An 18,088-nucleotide genomic window follows, 5' to 3' on the forward strand; every position below is an offset into this window, starting at 1 on the left:
CGTAAATAAGGAAAGCCGAGCTAAAACGGGAATACTTCCCCGATAATAGTTCGGCTTTTACTCTATCTATTAAAATCGTTTATCTTCAACTACTTTCAGATCATCGTCATACATTGGGATAGAAGTTCCTTTTTTCACAAACAAAGGAATATGGTCCAATGCAACATCTACAGTTATTGTTCTTCCGCCTTCGTATTCTTTACGATTATGGAAGTTAATCCATCCTTCTTCGTTATTTGGTAAATATACCTCTCTCTTCGTTTGGCCTTGTTCTATAATCGGACAAACTAATAATCTATCACCAAGCAAGAAATCATCACCATCTCGAAATGTATGTTCATCATGTTCGAATTCATAGAAGGTAGGACGAATAATTGGCTCATATGCTTCATGTGCCTGTCCCACAAGATATTGAATATATGGAACAAACCGCTCATGTAAATGCATGGCACCCTTAACTTCTTCTAGCACTTCCGGATGCATCCAAGCTTCATTGACAGATCCATCTTCATTCCATGAGTGGATGGAAAATCTCGGATAAAAGGCGCCACATTGTACCCAACGTAAAAATAATTCTGGATCTGGCTTATCTCCAGAGAAACCACCAATATCATGTCCAAAATTATACACTCCGGATAAGCTTAGTCCGATCGCCATTTGATTGTTAAATTTGAGCGTATGCCAACTTGTTCTGTTATCACCTGTCCACGTTTGCACATACTTACTCATACCTGCACAACCAGAACGACTTATAACATATGGAAATCTTTCTTGGTGATAATCCATTTGAATCTCTCTAGATGCCTTCATCATTAATAATGGCATAATAGATTTATAGTCATTGAAATTTCCTCCATTACCGAAGCCATGTACTTGCGCATTACTATCCCAAATTTCGAATTCATTATTGTCATTCCAGGTACAATTTATATGATTCTCTAATAATTTCGTCTTGATCTGCTCTTTCCACCATGTAATCGTTTGAGGATTTGTGAAATCAAGATAATATCCTTGATCATCCCAAAACTGAACCAATAATGGTTCTCCTGCCTCATCATTAATAAATCCATTAAATTCCATTACTTCTTCTAATAATGGGTGATTTACCATTAATGAAGGCTTAATATTTGCGACAATTTGTACGCCTTGATCTACGAAACTTTTACCAAATTCTTTTGGATTTGGAAACTTATCATAATTCCAGTTAAACACATAACGTTTATCCTTAATAGAAGTATATCCTGATGAAAGGTGGAAAGATCGTACCGCTATATCATGTTGATTACATTGGTTAAGAAAATCTTCTAGTAACTTTTGTGAGTTAGGTAGATCCGTATATTGCATTGTTGACCCAGAATAGGAAATACCCCATTGAGGCATTTTAGTTGGTCTACCTGTTAACCAACTAAATTGTTTTGTTACATCCTTTATTTTAGGACCTCCAATCACATAATAATCTAAGAAATCACTTTTTGTTTCATAATATCTATATGCTCCATGATAATTATCTAATTCCTGTCCAAAATCAAATGCTGAATCTTGATAATCATCATAAAATATTCCAATCGATTGCTCGATGTCTGGCTTATACGTGATATAGAAAGGAATATGCTTATATAGAGGATCCGTTGTTTCAGCATTATACCCCATTGCATCAATATTCATCATTCTAAATCGTCGTCCGTGCTTGTTAACTTTACCCGTTTTTTCTCCTAATCCGAAGTACATTTCTGCTTCATCACGTTGGAGATAATGACAAGTTGGGTGATTCGAGCTTATCTGGTGTTTATAGCTTTGTGTTTGACGATCAGTGAGTACCTCTTCAAACTCTCCGTTTGCTTTTAGTTGATACCACGTCAGATAAAATCCTTTTTTCTCTATAATCAATTTTAGCTTCGATGTTGTTATTTCGATGGTGTTCTCATTATTAATAAAATCATAGTTAGGACAAGAGAACGGTTTCATAAATTGACGTGATAATCCTTGATAAGGAAGGTCAGTATCACCTGGTGTAACCGTCCATGTCGGGAGTTCAATCTCTTCTTTTTCACTCAATTTCACGTTCATAATCGAAGGTTCTAAAATACGAATGTGACCGTACATAGAATGCGATTGATTTGTTAAAGTAACTTGATTGGACTTATGTGATATAACTTGAAATTCATTCATTTTGTTCACTCCAATAACAACGTTGTTATTACAAATATGCCACACTTTATTAAAAAAATAAAGCTACTTGGTGAAATTTTTGTAATACTAAAAAATAAACACAATATCGTATTTATTTCCTGCTTTTAACACTAAATTTAAAACCATATTGATATAACTTTATTAATCACGCCTACTACAAACACCCCTGCAAAAATACCAAATGCTAAACGATACGCCCCTTTTTTAGTTCTTACTAGAGTTTTCACCATACTTTCACCACCAAAATCATGATACTCCCATTCTAGCAATCATTTGTAATTGTTCAATACACATCCAATTTATCTCATTGCCGTTTTAGAACTCTTAAGTCTATCTATTTCTTAATAATTAATCTTATTGGCGGTTAGAGATGAACATCTAAACAAATCCACTCACATCCAAAATATTATTGTTATATTCTTGAATATACAAAAAAGTCAGAGCTTATCAGCCCTGACTTTTTCCATCACATATAATGAATTTGTTCTTTGTAATGTTCAAATAACTGATTATTATAGTCGTCTCCGCCATCAATGTTTGCACTTCTGAATATAGGAATGTCTTTTCCCGCTTCTTCAAATATTTCTATCATCTTTAGCACAATCGAATGGATTGTATAACTGCCTACAATTGTGGAAATCGGCGCTACTTTCTGCGTGAGCGAATCAATCGATACGACTGCATCTCCTGGTTCTCCACCATTATCGATAACAATATTACTTACCTCAAACAATCGATATCCTGAAGAGTGACGAGAGGTAACTTGCTTAGAATAATCTAGATTCGTTAAGCAGATGACTTCCATCCCTTTTTCTTTCGCGGCTAATGCCATATCAATCGCTACGGCATTCCTCCCAGAAACGGAGTGGATAAAAAGGACATCTCCTTTTTTCACTGGTTTGGAATCAAGTAAAATATCTCCGTAACCTTCTAGACGTTCTAATTTACTTGTCTGTGTAATAGGCTCTACATTCAGCATCAAGCTAGGACTGAAAATCGGATTGAATAATGCAAATCCTCCTGCCCGATAAAATGCATCTTCAGCAATAATTCCCGCATGCGATGCTCCAAATAAATAAATGGAGTTTCCATTCATCACAGCTGCAGCCATGCTTTTTGCTGCTTGTGCAATCTCTGTGTCTTCTTTTTCTAAAATGTCATTCATTGAATCGATAATCTTTGTATAGTACTCTTTCATATATGTCATGCGCTCACCATCCTATTAGAATAACTTTGCGATCCAATCTGTCATAAACGCCCATAGAGAAAAGTCATTTCCTCCAAAAATAACAATCCAATCGGCAATTGTTCCATTAAGAATCGGCACCGATAACCCTACAAGAAGAATCATCACAACCCCGGCAACAGCAGATCCGGCAATAGCTCCTTTTAACCCGCCGGTTCCATTACCAATTATGGCTGCGGTTCCAATTTCAAAGAAACACGTAATCGTAAGGGGGACGATAACAAAGCTAAAGATCCCTAGACTTCCTGTAATAAATATTGTTGCTACCGATGTAATCATTGATACAATAAAACCGATTAATACTGCATTTGGTGCATATGGGAATAAAATAGGCGCATCTAAAGCAGGTACTGCATTCGGAATCCACTTCTGTGAGATTCCTTGAAATGCTGGAATAATTTCCGCAAGCATCATGCGTACACCAAGTAATAGAATCGTTAAGCCTGCACCGAATAATACCCCTTGCATTAAGCTATAAATAAATAGATTTTGTTCCGCAGCAAATGCTTCTGTAGCTGTATCAAAACCGATAATGATGCTTACAACAAGATAAACAAAAAACATCGTAATCGAAGAAGTGATACTAATTTCACGTAAGAACTCCGTGGATTTAGGAAATTTAATATCCTCAGAAGATCTACCTTTCGTACCGAATAGCTTTCCAACTCCTCCAGCAATTAAGCTTAGAATTGTGGTTGGGTGTCCAATAATAAAGTCGTCCGATCCAGTTACCTTTCGTACAAATGGACGTAATAATGCTGGCGCAATAATGATATATAATGCCGTCATAATCGATGCAAAAATAATTAGTTGGACATTGCTTAAATCATTTTCTACTCCCACAGCCACGAATATAAATGGAAACCAGAATAGCATGTGTCCCGTTAAAAATACGTGCTTAATCTTCGTAAAACGAGCTACCAATAAATTAATCGCAAAAGCAGCGAGCATCGCAATTCCAATTTGTGTACCATATTGACTTAGCACTTGATCGGAGCCAAGTGCTGGATTAACTTCGGTTTCCTGAATGTCATACATAAGGTTAAATCCCGCTGTTAGCGGCTCAATCGAACTTACTAATATATTTGTACCCTGTGTTAAAATCACTACACCAATTATCGTTTTTGCTGTACCTGATACAATCGTGGATATATCCTTTTTCAAAAGCAATAGACCCGTTAATGCAATTAATCCTAGAAATATTGCTGGCTCACGAATAATTTCAATTACAAAATTCATTACGGATTCCATCATTTATCCCCCTTTTATATGGTTGATTAGCTTTGTAGTTCTTGTTGCACCTTTTCTTTTATCTCTTCTTTATTTACAAAACTATTAATCACTACTACCGGTGTTGTTGCAGAAGTTTTTAAGTTGTTTGCTAATTCATTACTGGTAAAAATGTAATCACAACTTGTGCCAATGGCAGAACTTACATCTCCTGTAAAGACATCTGCTTCAATCCCTACATCTTTTAACACACTTTCTAAATTCATTTTTAATACCATAGATGAACCTAATCCAAACCCACACACAGTCATTATTTTTAATTTACTCATTGCCTTCACTTCCTTTTAATATGATTTGATATGCATCTTCAATTGTTGAAGCATTCCTTAATTCATTCACTTTCTCCTCTTTCATTAAAAAAATAGATAATTGCTCAATCATTTTAAGATGAGATTCATCTCCTATTGCAGAGAAAGAGAAAACGAGGTCAACTGGATCATTCTCTTTACTATGAAATGTTACTGGTTCCTTCAAAATAGCCAAAGCCAATGCATTTTCTTTCACACTTTTATTTGGTCTTGCATGGGCAATTGCGATTCCGGGAGCGATTACAATATATGGCCCATTCTCTTCTACAGAAGCAACCATACTTTCTACATATTGCTCTGTTACCGCTCCTGACTTAACAAGTAATTGTCCAGATAATTCAATGGCAGATCGCCAATCTTTTGCTTCTGTTAGTATAGATATATGATTTTTTCGTAGTTGCTTCAACATTACTTCCTCCACTCTTGATTGTTGCTGTCTATTAGTTTTTCGAAAACCGCTTGATTCTCTAAATATCTATAAAGTTGTAAAAAGTCTTGATTATGTGATTCTTTAATAGCAAGTACAATAATGATTTTGACTTCTTCCGGATTTTTAGACCCAAATATCATGTCATTTTCAAAAACCGTCATACTTATCCCTTCTTTAATAACATTCTCAGGGCTCGCATGTACGAATGCGATTTTGGGAAGAAAGACCATATAGGTTCCGTTACGCTCCACAGACATTATCATTTCTTGAATATAACCTTGCTTAATATATCCTGCTTCTAATAAAGGTGTTGCAGCAATAGATATGGCATCATGCCAATTGTTAGTTTTACTAATATGAACTTGTTCATCAAATAAGGTCGGCACAATCGAAGTCGCATGTTGATATACTTCATTAAAACGTTGAAGCTGCTTACGATTCACGACTTTATGCGCTTCATGCTGAATTTTTGCTTTCTCTTCATCCAATAACAACGGACTTACACGATAGATTTTCGTATCACTGGCAAAATCAATCGATAATTTACTAGTTGTCAAAACAAAATCAATATTATCTAAACATAACTCCTCATCCACTTCTTGAGAACTAACGACTCTTACCAAATGAAATCCTGGTTCAATATGTTCTAACTTCGTTGTTAAGATTGAAGAAGTAGCTAGTCCAGTCGTACATACGACAATAACATTGGGTAAATATTTTTTATTTCCACTTCTTTCAAATGCGGAACTGATATGCATCGTAATATAAGCTACTTCTGCCGCTACCATTTTATACCCCATATCCGTCGTAATCTGGTGAACCATCTCATAAATAGCACGATAGCGAATTTTAATTTCTTCTGTATAAGGATTATCTATCTCTGCACCTTGCTCCATTCTTAAGAACGCCGATTTTGCATGGTACATTAAATCATTCATTAATTTCTTATCGGAGGCTAGATTCACTTCTAATATTTTGGAAATCTCCTGAATAAGATACAACGTAAACGCATGTTCTCGCTTATAGTGATCTAAATCATCTGCCTCAAATTCATAGGTGACTACTTTTAGTTGGTCAAAAATCTGATGAACAAAGTTCTTCTCGTTATCCATCAATTCCGGTTCATTAGATAATTGGTTTAGATAGTTATCAATCGTACCAATAATAGGATTATGGATACGATGTTTCTTCGGAATAAACACAGATGTACCAACACTTACACGATTTTTCCACCAAACTAAGAACAACGATAAATGTCGTTTGGAGTCTTCACTATATAACACGCCTCTTTCTTCTTCACAGGAACTAATCCAAGTAGCAATTGTTTGTTGTTCGTTAATGTCCATCGGAAGCCAGCTACATATCGTATTCAAATCTACCCATTTACTCGATAACCAGTAAAAAACAGCTTTTCGCTTGCTTCTTTCTGTACCATGAATAAACAGTCCTTTTCTTACTTCCTTCGTGAGCTGTAAATTATACGGATCAAATAATTCTTCTACTTCTAAAAGAATCTGATGAACACTCGATCGACTAAGATAGAATTCGTCCGCTATTTTTTGAATCGTTACATTCTCTGTCATTAAGACATATAAGCTCACCATAGTAAGTTGGACATTTTTATCAACTAATGACGTCGCTAATTCTAATGAATCCATAAGTTCTTCTCTCACATCACTATCGGCATAAAGAAGAACGCCTTTTCCAGGAGTTCGAATCAAAGAGCAGCCCATTTCTTCAAGAACACTAGCTAACGTTTCTAAATCATTGCGAACCGTTTTCTGGCTAACATCCAACCACTTTGCCAAAAAGTCCACGGTCATATACTGATGCGCTCCTATAAGCTTGGTAAGTAGTTTTTTTTGTCTCGTTGATAACATGTTCATCACCTTTAAGCTTAGTTTATTATTTCTTCTTATTTATCTAAAGAACGAAAATTAACACAACTGTGGTAAAAAAATATCAGTATCTCTGCTTAGAAAACGGACGGAGAGTAATTTTCCCACTGAATTTTTGTTTTACTTTATCTAGTCCACATTAAAATAAAACTCATTATCCATCTTTCTATATGTAAGTTCAATATATTATGCTTCTATGTAAAATAACTATAACAAAATCTCCCATCAAAAAAGCCTTGCCACACTAGTAACAAGACTTCTTTACATTTTTCACTTTATTTACGATTTTTCTATGCATTTCATTTTGTTTCCATCGAACCAGCTTCTATAATAACATCCAAACTACGAGATGTTTCTCTTGCTAGCAGATCTGGACCAAGGTCATATGGGTTTAATTCCGCAGTCAACGTATCATTATAACCAATATCGGTTAATGCTTTAATCACATTCTTCCAATTAACGTTTCCTGCAAGTAAAGGAACAAATCCACTGATATTGCCTACCTTTGTATCAAAATCTTTAACATGAACTTTTTTTATACGCTGAGATACTATTTCAATCCATTGTTCAGGGAAACCAAATTGCAGAACATTTCCCACATCAAAATAGACACCTACATACTTAGATGAAAAAGAATCAACATAATCTGCCATTTCCAGTGGTGACAATAAGAATTTATTCCACACATTCTCAATCGCTATCGTCACATTTTTTTCCTCTGCTAGTGGAATTAATTTACCTATCTCTTCTTGACTTCTTTCATAACAATCCTTGTAGTTTGTTTTACTATTTACGATACCAGGGACAACAAGGATGGTATCTGCCTCAAATTCAGCTGCGATTTCCAGTTGTTTTTCAATTATAGCTCTGCCTTTTTCTCGTATCTCTCTATCTGTATGCGAGAGTGGATATTTCCATAGCAAATCGGTTGATACACTATTTAATTGAATAGAATAATTAGATGCTAACTTTTTTAGTTTCCTGATCTCTGATACAGTTGTATCCATTGTTAGTCCTGGGCCATTCGCGGAAAGGTTTAATTCAACTGTATGAAAATCAGATTGATTACTATATGAAAAAACTTTTTCTATAGGAGTGCCTTCGGGATAGCACCATTGGTTTATACCTTTACGCATTGTTTCACTCCTTTTAACTAATCTATCTCTACCGGTTGTTTTCTACTAGAAGATTCATAACTAGCTAGAACAACCTCTAATGCCTTTAAACCATCCTCACCAGTTATACTTGAATTTTTATTACTTCTTACATTATTTATAAAATCTTCTACTAACATCGCATCCATATTATCTCCCCAGAAATCCCAATGAGCTCCATCATTTGAATATACATCTGTCTTTTGAGAGAATGCGTCAATGGATAACGTACCTTTCGTTCCAATAAATTCTAACGTAACATCGCCCCATGTAGGGAATGAATCATTTCTTGACCAGCTACAATCAAGAGTAGCAAAGACATTATTATCAAACTCCATAGTGATAATTCCAGAATCATCTATCTCATCTTCGGATATTAAATTACCTACTTCTGCATAGACTTCTTTAACATTAGCGTTCATATACCACCTTAGTAAATCAACCACATGCACAGTATGATCCATTACCGCTCCGCCACCAGAATCCTCTTTATTCACAAACCATCCTCCGGGATTCGTTCCGCGATTAGTCCCTTTTATGGCTACGATATTGCCAATCTCCCCTGAATTAATGATTCCTTTTCCTTTACCAACAGGTGTGCTAAAACGGACTGGAAAAGCAATCTGCAAGATAACACTGTTTTTTTTACATACCTCAATCATTTCACGAGCATGTTCTAAAGTTGTTGCTATTGGCTTCTCACATAATATATGAATTCCTTTATTAGCAGCTGCTATAGTATGTTCATGATGTTTTGCATTTTCTGAAGCAATAATTACTGCATCTAACGGGAGGTGTAGAAATCGCTCCAAATTATCATAATAATTACAATTATACTTACGAGCAGCTTCATTACCTCTCTCATTGTTGTCATCATATATACCCACAATTTCATTGTTTTCCATTGATTGCAATGCATGTGCATAACTATGTGCATGAGAGTGTGCGAAACTAACAATTCCTATCTTCATAATAAAATCCCCATTTCTTTATTCGAGATTTCTACAACTCTTCCTGTATCAATTGACTTAAGGGCAGCTAAAGAAATTTCCATGGCTTTATATGCATCTATTGCTGTTACAATCGGCTTTTTATCTCCAATAATACAACTTATAAAATGTTCTAATTGAACCTGATAAGGAGTTGCTTTTAAAGGACTTTCAGGCACTGCAACCCCTGTATGTGATCCTTCAAATTCTTTAATACTCTTAAAGATCGGGTTCACTTTCGAACTATCATAATTTAATATCCCTTCAGTTCCTGCAATATCAAATTTAGTAGTAAATTTTTGATGTGCCCAAGACCCTTCAACATGAGCGATAACTCCATTTTTGAATTTTAAAGTTACTAATGCGTACTCTAACTTAGAATTGACTCTTCCTTTTGAACTTTTAGCATATACATGATCAACTTCTCCAAAACACCATCTCAAGAAGTCGAAATCATGAATAATCATATCTAGTACTAACCCACCACTTTTTGAATAATTTGAGTACCAGTCATTTGAAGCATCAGGAAAACCACCTATTCTACTTGTATTAACTACCGCAGGCTTTCCAATTTTTCTATCTTCTATTAGTTGTTTTGCTCTACTGTATTCTTTAAAAAAGCGAACTACGTGACCTACAAATAACTTCACACCTTTGATATTGCAATAATCTATTATCTCTTTAGCATCCTCTAATGATCTGGCTAAAGGTTTTTCGCAGATAATATGGGTATGGGTATCGGCAATTTTTTTGACAAATTCCAAATGAAGAGGTGTAGGCAAGCATATAGATACTATATCTACTTCTCCAATTTCCACTTTTGCTTCTTCATAAGTTTTATAGGAATTGGTTCCTAGTTTCTTAGCTAATAATGACGCTTTCTCCAACTGCACATCTACAATTCCAACAAGATTCACATTGGAAATGTTGGAGTAAGCATTAGCATGTGTTCCCCCCATCGTACCCGAACCGATAACTATTACATTAAGCATTTTCTCGACCTCCATTTAATTAAACTTATAGACTATCTTCTGACCCCACCTAATGCAATTCCAGCTAACAAGTATTTTTGTAAGAAGATAAACATTAGCAACATTGGAATTGTGGATAATACTGCACCAGCCATTAATAAGGGATAGTCAGTAGAATATTGACCTTGAAAATTTGATATACCAACAGATAATACCCTCATCCCCTCAGAATTTGTCATTACCAAAGGCCACAAAAAGTCATTCCATGCAGCTAAAATCGTAAATATCCCTAACGCTGTTAAAGCCGGAGTTGCATTTGGTAAAATAATTCTCCAGTAAATACCGAAGTAAGAACATCCATCAATTTTCGCCGCATCATCAAGTTCTTTAGGAATACCCATAAAAAATTGTCTTAATAAAAAAACCCCAAATGCGCTAAATACCCCCGGTATAATTAACGCATAAAAAGTATCAACCCACCCGAATTGAGTGAGTATTCCGAAATTAGGAATAAGAATAACCTGTAAAGGAACCATCAAAACAGATAAGATTAGTATAAAAATTATATTTTTTCCTGGGAATTCTAATCTAGCAAATGCGAAAGCTGCTAACGAACATAAAAATAGTTGGCCTAGTGTTCTACCTACAGTGACAATAAGTGTATTGATATAATACTGAAGAAAGTCTACACTCTGGAATACATTGACATAATTATTAAAGTTCCATTCACTAGGGAATATAGTAGGCGGTACTTGCATTGATTCCCCGTATGTTTTAAAGGAAGTTAAGACCATCCATAAAAAAGGGATTATCATAAGGAATGAACCTATAATTAAAACACTATGTTTACCAATTGATCGCACTTCTATTCACCTCATTATCAAGCATCGTAATGTACCCACTTCTTTTGAAAGATAAATTGTACAATGGTTACTAAAAGTATGGTTAAGAATAAAATCAACGCTTGAGCCGAAGCAACTCCCATTTGATCATATTTAAAACCAAATTCATATACTCCATAAACAAGTGTTCTCAATGGTTCTAATAAAGCTGTTGTATTGCCAATCATTACAAAGATCAAATCAAATACTTGTAATGAACTTATCATTCCAGTTATTAAAACAAAAAATAACGTTGGTGTTAGTAACGGTAATGTTATTTTGAAAAATTGCTTCGTTTTTGAAGCACCGTCTATTTGTGCTGCTTCATAATAAGACTTCTCGATTCCCTGTAGACCAGCAAGAACTAATATCACGTTATTCCCAACTGTCATCCAAACGTAGACAATAATTACGGATAGTAAAGAAATATTCGGATCGAATAGCCAAGCAGGTTGTGGTAAATTAAACAGCCCTAAGATATGGTTTACAAGACCATATTCTGTATTGTACAACCACTTCCACACCATTCCTACTGCGACAGGCATAGTTACAACAGGTAAAAAGTAAAGCGTTCTATAAAATACCATTCCTTTGATTTTTTGATTTAGCAATAATGAAATTATTATCGCAAATATGATAGATAGAGGAACAGACAAAAGAGTAAAAACCGCTGTATTAATAATGGATCTCATAAATAATGGATCCTTAATCATTAAAATAAAATTATCTAATGCAACAAATTCAGGGGTATTAATCCCATCCCAGTTTGTAAATGATAATACAAATGATCCTAATGCAGGCAAAATATAAAAGATAAACAATCCCAATAAAGTAGGAGCAATAAATAGATAAGCAACCATTGCCTCTTTGGTAAAGAGTTTTTTAGGCTTTTTTGGACTTGAATTTAATTCCTGCTTCATACCTTGTTCATATGGATTAATATGCTTATCGGAATTTGATGGTAATTCCAATTTTATTTTCCTCCTTTCGTATAAAGACTCTTACTTATTCCATATTTTCGGCTTCTAAAACTTTATTCATTTGTTCAGATATCTTTTCTAAAGCTTCATCTATTGTTTGTTCGCCTAAGAATGCACTTTGTATTTCTTTCGTCTCAACATCTTGCCATTCTGCTACATTCTTAGATATTGGATAAAGCACACCGATATCATGCGCATCTAAAAATACTTGTAAATCTATAGAAGGTATAGATTCTAACCATATTTGACTCGCTTCTTTGTGTGCAGGCGTGGAAAATCCTGTCTCTGCCATAGTTGTGATTCCTTCTTCTCCAGATAAGCTTTTAATTAATTCCCATGAAAGTTCTTTATTATCCGATTTTGAGTTCATTGCCCACCCGATACCGTGTATAACAGAACCTTCTTCCTTACCCGCTGGTAGAGGTGCAACACCTAAGTTATCTCCTAATTCTTTATGGAACTCTGCTGCATGTACAGAAATCTCCGGTAACATAGCCACCCTTTCGGAAATAAACATTTGTGTTGCCTTTGTTTCAATTTGATTTTGAACGGTTGGAGATATCCCCTTATCTATTAAACTTTGTAAGAATGTAAAAGCTTCTTTAGCCTCCGATGTATTGAATCCAGACTGCGTTTTATCTTCGTTGATAATGTACCCACCAGCTTGAGGAATTAAATTATAATAACCTTGTTGGTTTCCTATAATTCTTGCTACATAACCATGGATATTCTCTTCCTTATTTGTTAATTGTTCACCATACAATTCTATATCTTCCCAAGTCCAAGAATTATCAGGATAAGGTACACCTGCCTCATCAAATAATAGCTTGTTATAGAATAATCCAATAGAATCTACAAAATATGGAGCTGCATACAATTCATCTTCAAAAGAGTAAAGATCTAAAACGGTTTCATAATAGTTTTCTTTTGCAAACTGCGGATCATCATCGATATATGATTCTAAATTTTCGATTAAATTAGAATCTACATATTCATAAAAGTTAGGACCATTCATCCAAAATATGTCTGGACCACTTCCTCCGCCAAGACTCGTTCTTAGCTTTGTCCAATATTCAGCAAAAGGAGTATATGTTACCTTTACCTCTATGTCTGGATTTTCTTTTTTAAATACCTCTATGGAAGCATCCACCGCTTCACTAGCGTTTTCATCCCATAGTGCTATTTCTAATGTATTTTTATCTTTACCACTTGAAGAATTACTACATGCCACCAAGGAGAAACCCACCATTAACAATACTATTAAAATAGTTATTTTTTTCATGAAATACCTCCATATTTTTATTCTCTTTCCTGAATTTTAGTCAATCTTATAATTGAAATCGAAAACGTCCTTGTAAAATTACAGACGCCGCCCCTAATAGGTCAAAATCAGGCCCTAATGAAGTGCTTTGAAAATTTACATCTTGTCTAATAATTGGTAATAACCTCTTCTTTACCTCTGCCTGTAACCGATCAATAAAAACCTGATTTCCATGAATAATAGATCCACTCAAAATAATTAATTCAGGACTTAACGTATGAATAGCATTAACAATAGCAATTGATAAGTAATTAATCATATCCTCCATAATTTCCTTACAAACTTCGTCATTTTCACGAATAGCCATTACAAACATGTCTGGTGTTATCTTAGTAAAATCCTTTCCAATATATTGTTTTATTAAGGTATCACGTCCTTTAGTAATTATTGCTGAAACAATTCGAGAGTGTATCGATGGCCAATTAACATAATTCTCCACACATCCACTATTTCCACATTTACATTTAATACCTCCAGGAACGACAGTTGTATGTCCTATCTCACCAGCACTACCCTTATAACCCTTATAAAGAGTGTCATTAATCATAATGCCTGAACCAATACCATCTCCTATCGTTAAAAATAAAATACTATTGTACTTGTTATATGATCCAAAATAATTTTCGGCAGATACAAATGCATTGACATCATTCTCTAGAAACGTTGGTAAGCCAATTGTTGATTCAACCATTTCTTTCAGGGGAATATTATATAAACCAAGATGTGAATTATAAGAAATACATCCTTCTTCCGAATCTACAATTCCTGGTGTAATAATAGAAACACCTTCACAAAATTCCATATTAATCTCTTCATCTATAATGAAACTTCTCAGTGTATTCATAACAAGCTCGATAATATTTTCACCTTGTTCATTATTAGTTTTCACTACGTTCTTTTTTTTTATCTTTCCTTCTAAATTCATTTCTGCTATTTTAATTTTTGAATTTGTAACAGATACTCCAATAATAGAATGTGTATCTGGATTAAAACGCAGTAAAACTGGCTTTCTCCCGCCTTTTGAACTTCCCATACCATCTTCATATACTATTTTTCCATCAATTAATTCACTAACAGCTGTGGTAACAGTAGTTGGGCTAATCTTTAGTTTTTTTGCAATATCAGTTCTTGAAATAGGACCTTTTTTTCTAATCGTATCTAAAATTAATGACCTATTGAGTTCTTGTATCAATTTTAAATTCCCTGTTCTAGACACTATACTTAACCCTCATTTTTAAACTTTATTTTTTGGTTGAAATTAGTTTTAAAGATATCAAAGCTTATTATCTTAGAATTTGTAATTTTCAACATAATTTATTGTTTTTTCTCTAAACAACCCAAAAGTAAGTACTTACTTTTTCCAGTGACTTTATTAAGTATAATATTATATTCTTACTTTTTTGTAAATAAAAAATTATTTAAATATTGATAATTGATAGTTTTTACCTATTGTTTTTACATAAAAAAGACAGGAGACCTTTAGTCGCCTGTCAAGCATCCACCATAACTAGTTATTTTTTAGTTTTAATTAGCCGCTTCATACGAATCGATAATTTCATAAGCCTCATTCAATGCTGTTTCTAATTCCGTGACATATTCCACTAAATACGTAATATCACTATACAATAATTCATTATCACTTACGAGATTACTATTTTCTTCCTCTAAAGTAAGCACCGTTTCTTCAAGACTACTATTCTCATCTTCGAGAAGATTTAGTTTCTCTTCTAACGCTTTATTTTCTTCTTGCAACGTCGTATTATTATTTTCCAATGCTTCTAATTCTGCAGAGTCGTCCATCACGAAAAAAGTAACCCCAAAAGCTGCCACAACCGTTACTACAAACCATATCCAAATATTTTTGTAAAACGGTTGCTTTACGTTGTCAGTCTTCGCCATTCATTCTACCCCTTTATCACATAATTGCTCAACCATACTAACTATTGTATGTAATAATAAAACAAACTCGTGATTAATTCACAATATTCTGATTATTATTGTAAAGTTGTCCTCAAATTTTGTAGCCAACTTATGGATAATTAGCTAAAATAAAATTAGACTTATTTAAAAAATGATACTTTTATGAAGGATGATTCGATGGCAGATACGAACATTACCAAGATTGCACACCTAAAAACGCTCGTCCTAAACGAGAAAATAGAACAATCAATTTCATTTGCACAAGAAACAATCACTTCTCACCCCGATAGTCCAATTGGTTATGTATTAAAAGCACTGCATCACTATTACATAAATGAACGAAAAGAGGCACTATCCTGGGCTAATCAAGCATATGAATTAGCTCCAGAAAGTGAAGAATCGCTAACGATTGCACTTGCTTTCTACCATGAGACCGAATTACAACAAGAAAAATGGAAGAACCTCACCAAAACCGCGAGACAGCTTTACCCTGACAATGATTATTTTCATTTTATGCATGCACTTATTCATTTGAATGTCGATTTTAACCAGTCCAAAAAGTCCTATCAAGAAGCAATACGATTGAATCCAGATAACGCTGAATACGTCGCATATTACGCATATATGCTTTACTTTTTAAAAGACAATAAAGAAGCACAAAAATACGAAGAGCTAGCATTACAAAAGGAACCTAATAATCCTGCTTTTCTAAACCGATTTGCGCTCATTGCCTACGATAGGAGAAAATATAAAAAAGCACAGATATTAATCAACAAAGCAAGACAACTGGATCCGGCAAACACTGTAATTCGAACCTCATTCAAAAAGATTCATCCAACCGAAAATGCCGTTGTTCGAGCGAAACGGGAAATCAACAATATGATTCAAAACGCTTTTGCCACACCAGCTGTATGGTTATGGAGAAACGTATTTAAAGAGAATATCTCGGTTATGCTCGTTTCGTTTCTTCTTTTTGTTACGGAATTCGTATTACTCGGAGTTTTAACAGGACGATATGGACTGGCTCTTGTCGTTATCTATCTTATCTGGGGTTATATCAGTCAACAAATTACAAGAGCCAAACTCTCTAAAGTAGGTTTCACCATGGCAGAACTAACCTTGTTATGGGGGCGAGCTCGTACACAGAGCAACATTTTTGCAGACAGTAATGCAAAGTTACAGCCGGCGTTACCAATCACTGACTTGGAAAAAGTACTCATCCATCTATGGAATTCAGAAAGTGATCACAACGTAATAAAATTAGATGTAACTACTTTAAAGACCGCATCTCCAGAACCAGGCGGAAATCAAGAAGTAGCTGCAACAACGACAACATTAACGCCAGAGAAAGAATACGCGCCTTGGCCAACCATATTACTCATTCTATTGCTTGCTGCTGCGATTACGCTGCAGTTTGGGACAATGTTTTAGTCCTCAAATCAGTAACAATTAGATTGTGCGTAGGAAAATCTATTCAATAGAACTGTTCTCAATATAAAAAAGGATGGGGTCAATCATCCCCATCCTGCCATTCAATTCGATTCATAAAGTCTTCTGCTGCATTATAACCTTGTTGTTGTAAATACCAATTATTCGCTGCCGCCTCTATCAATCCAGCTACATCACGCCCTGGTTGCAACTGAATTTCAATGCTTGGCACATGTACCCCCATATAATCCCGGTACTGCGTTTCAAATTCCAGTTCATTATGTAGCGAGTCCTTTTCCCATTTCGATAGCTTTATATCAAGCGATATACGTGTTTCATCTTGGAAAGCTCTACTTCCATACGCTCGGACTACATTTAATAGGCCAACACTTCTTAATGCTAGAAACTCCTTGTTCTTATCATTATGCGTACCAAGTATCGTTTTATGGCTTAATCGTTTCAGTACCACGATATCATCCGCTACTAAGCGATGCCCACGCCCAAGTAACGTATGAGCCAGTTCACTTTTTCCAACGCCGGACTCTCCTCGAATTAAAATACCGATCCCTAATACGTTCATACAAACTCCGTGAACTGCAATTTCTGCAGCTAGTTTTCGAGTAAGATAATGATCGACCTTTGCCATAAAATCCACTGTCGTATCTTTCGTTCGTAATAGAGGAATATCTTCTGCATGACAATATTTCTTCAAGTAAGTAAGCCCATCTTGATCAGAAGTCACAATAAAACAGGGTGGATGGTAATTTACAACATTCCCAATTCGTATATCTCGTTCTTGCTCATTTAGCTGATGGAGATAGTTAATTTCCTTTTTTCCTAATATCTGCACCCGCTCCATCGGAAAGAAATCAAAGTAACCAATAAACTCAAGGCCTGGCCGATGCGTCCGAGATTTTGTAATTGTCCGCTCTAAATGGTCATCTCCCGCTAAAACTTCTAAATTAAATTCTTCTACTAGTTGTTGTACTTGAATGGATTTCACTCCGTTGCACTCCTCTACGGTCCTAATGCTTCTTTAATTATAACGAATCAAGGGGGAAAGATACAGAAAAGGAGCTGCG

At 34.9% G+C, this 18,088-nt stretch carries 16 protein-coding genes; 1 reads left to right on the top strand and 15 read right to left on the bottom strand.

Annotated features, from left to right (window positions below):
• Positions 1-69: 69 nt before the first annotated feature.
• From AQ616_RS02730 to AQ616_RS02795, 14 genes are all read right to left on the bottom strand, one after another.
• Positions 70-2,169, bottom strand: coding sequence for a glycoside hydrolase family 31 protein (locus AQ616_RS02730; protein WP_069685012.1), 2,100 nt, complete (start codon positions 2,167-2,169; stop codon positions 70-72).
• 487 nt (positions 2,170-2,656) lie between these two features.
• Entirely contained in the window at positions 2,657-3,397 is a 741-nt protein-coding gene (locus AQ616_RS02735) for an SIS domain-containing protein (protein ID WP_017798689.1), read from the bottom strand.
• A gap of 15 nt (positions 3,398-3,412) precedes the next feature.
• The gene (locus AQ616_RS02740) at positions 3,413-4,687 is read right to left on the bottom strand and encodes a PTS ascorbate transporter subunit IIC (RefSeq protein ID WP_017798690.1); all 1,275 of its coding nucleotides are present in this window, start codon (positions 4,685-4,687) and stop codon (positions 3,413-3,415) included.
• 26 nt (positions 4,688-4,713) lie between these two features.
• A complete protein-coding gene (locus AQ616_RS02745) occupies positions 4,714-4,995 on the bottom strand; it encodes a PTS sugar transporter subunit IIB (RefSeq protein ID WP_017798691.1) in 282 nt (93 codons plus the stop codon).
• Positions 4,988-5,443 (bottom strand): PTS sugar transporter subunit IIA, encoded by a 456-nt coding sequence (locus AQ616_RS02750; protein ID WP_069685013.1) that lies wholly within the window; start codon positions 5,441-5,443, stop codon positions 4,988-4,990. The genes AQ616_RS02745 and AQ616_RS02750 overlap by 8 nt, the downstream gene beginning before the upstream one ends.
• Positions 5,443-7,350, bottom strand: coding sequence for a BglG family transcription antiterminator (locus tag AQ616_RS02755; RefSeq protein ID WP_311200324.1), 1,908 nt, complete (start codon positions 7,348-7,350; stop codon positions 5,443-5,445). The genes AQ616_RS02750 and AQ616_RS02755 overlap by 1 nt, the downstream gene beginning before the upstream one ends.
• Before the next feature lie 311 nt (positions 7,351-7,661).
• Positions 7,662-8,498: a sugar phosphate isomerase/epimerase family protein gene (locus AQ616_RS02760; protein WP_069685014.1), complete on the bottom strand. Its 837-nt coding sequence runs from the start codon at positions 8,496-8,498 to the stop codon at positions 7,662-7,664.
• A gap of 17 nt (positions 8,499-8,515) precedes the next feature.
• Positions 8,516-9,487: a Gfo/Idh/MocA family protein gene (locus AQ616_RS02765; protein WP_069685015.1), complete on the bottom strand. Its 972-nt coding sequence runs from the start codon at positions 9,485-9,487 to the stop codon at positions 8,516-8,518.
• Positions 9,484-10,497, bottom strand: coding sequence for a Gfo/Idh/MocA family protein (locus AQ616_RS02770; protein WP_069685016.1), 1,014 nt, complete (start codon positions 10,495-10,497; stop codon positions 9,484-9,486). The genes AQ616_RS02765 and AQ616_RS02770 overlap by 4 nt, the downstream gene beginning before the upstream one ends.
• Positions 10,498-10,529: 32 nt before the next feature.
• Positions 10,530-11,291: a carbohydrate ABC transporter permease gene (locus AQ616_RS02775; RefSeq protein WP_240490463.1), complete on the bottom strand. Its 762-nt coding sequence runs from the start codon at positions 11,289-11,291 to the stop codon at positions 10,530-10,532.
• A 65-nt stretch (positions 11,292-11,356) separates the two neighbouring features.
• Entirely contained in the window at positions 11,357-12,328 is a 972-nt protein-coding gene (locus AQ616_RS02780) for a carbohydrate ABC transporter permease (protein WP_240490460.1), read from the bottom strand.
• Between the two features lie 34 nt (positions 12,329-12,362).
• Positions 12,363-13,619 (bottom strand): sugar ABC transporter substrate-binding protein, encoded by a 1,257-nt coding sequence (locus AQ616_RS02785; RefSeq protein ID WP_069685018.1) that lies wholly within the window; start codon positions 13,617-13,619, stop codon positions 12,363-12,365.
• 46 nt (positions 13,620-13,665) lie between these two features.
• A complete protein-coding gene (locus tag AQ616_RS02790; RefSeq protein ID WP_069685019.1) occupies positions 13,666-14,874 on the bottom strand; it encodes an ROK family transcriptional regulator in 1,209 nt (402 codons plus the stop codon).
• 308 nt (positions 14,875-15,182) lie between these two features.
• Positions 15,183-15,557, bottom strand: a complete 375-nt coding sequence (locus AQ616_RS02795) for a bZIP transcription factor (RefSeq protein ID WP_069685020.1) — start codon at positions 15,555-15,557, stop codon at positions 15,183-15,185.
• A 198-nt stretch (positions 15,558-15,755) separates the two neighbouring features.
• Here AQ616_RS02795 and AQ616_RS02800 point away from each other — a divergent pair, with 198 nt between their 5' ends.
• Positions 15,756-17,009 carry a tetratricopeptide repeat protein gene (locus AQ616_RS02800; protein ID WP_069685021.1) on the top strand — a complete coding sequence of 418 codons (1,254 nt, stop codon included), beginning with the start codon at positions 15,756-15,758 and terminating at the stop codon, positions 17,007-17,009.
• Positions 17,010-17,088: 79 nt separating this feature from the next.
• Here AQ616_RS02800 and hprK read toward each other — a convergent pair whose 3' ends face one another.
• Positions 17,089-18,009 (bottom strand): HPr(Ser) kinase/phosphatase, encoded by a 921-nt coding sequence (gene hprK / locus AQ616_RS02805; protein ID WP_017798696.1) that lies wholly within the window; start codon positions 18,007-18,009, stop codon positions 17,089-17,091.
• Between the last annotated feature and the right edge of the window lie 79 nt (positions 18,010-18,088).

It is taken from the genome of Oceanobacillus sp. E9 (assembly GCF_001741975.1).
In the GTDB taxonomy this organism is placed as follows: Bacteria; Bacillota; Bacilli; order Bacillales; family Amphibacillaceae; genus Oceanobacillus; species Oceanobacillus kimchii.

Coding starts and splice junctions, on each gene's coding strand:
- AQ616_RS02730 (WP_069685012.1), bottom strand. CDS start 2,169: ATGAATGAATTTCAAGTTATATCACATAAGTCCAATCAAGTTACTTTA.
- AQ616_RS02735 (WP_017798689.1), bottom strand. CDS start 3,397: ATGACATATATGAAAGAGTACTATACAAAGATTATCGATTCAATGAAT.
- AQ616_RS02740 (WP_017798690.1), bottom strand. CDS start 4,687: ATGGAATCCGTAATGAATTTTGTAATTGAAATTATTCGTGAGCCAGCA.
- AQ616_RS02745 (WP_017798691.1), bottom strand. CDS start 4,995: ATGAGTAAATTAAAAATAATGACTGTGTGTGGGTTTGGATTAGGTTCA.
- AQ616_RS02750 (WP_069685013.1), bottom strand. CDS start 5,443: ATGTTGAAGCAACTACGAAAAAATCATATATCTATACTAACAGAAGCA.
- AQ616_RS02755 (WP_311200324.1), bottom strand. CDS start 7,350: ATGAACATGTTATCAACGAGACAAAAAAAACTACTTACCAAGCTTATA.
- AQ616_RS02760 (WP_069685014.1), bottom strand. CDS start 8,498: ATGCGTAAAGGTATAAACCAATGGTGCTATCCCGAAGGCACTCCTATA.
- AQ616_RS02765 (WP_069685015.1), bottom strand. CDS start 9,487: ATGAAGATAGGAATTGTTAGTTTCGCACACTCTCATGCACATAGTTAT.
- AQ616_RS02770 (WP_069685016.1), bottom strand. CDS start 10,497: ATGCTTAATGTAATAGTTATCGGTTCGGGTACGATGGGGGGAACACAT.
- AQ616_RS02775 (WP_240490463.1), bottom strand. CDS start 11,291: ATGATAATCCCTTTTTTATGGATGGTCTTAACTTCCTTTAAAACATAC.
- AQ616_RS02785 (WP_069685018.1), bottom strand. CDS start 13,619: ATGAAAAAAATAACTATTTTAATAGTATTGTTAATGGTGGGTTTCTCC.
- AQ616_RS02795 (WP_069685020.1), bottom strand. CDS start 15,557: ATGGCGAAGACTGACAACGTAAAGCAACCGTTTTACAAAAATATTTGG.
- AQ616_RS02800 (WP_069685021.1), top strand. CDS start 15,756: ATGGCAGATACGAACATTACCAAGATTGCACACCTAAAAACGCTCGTC.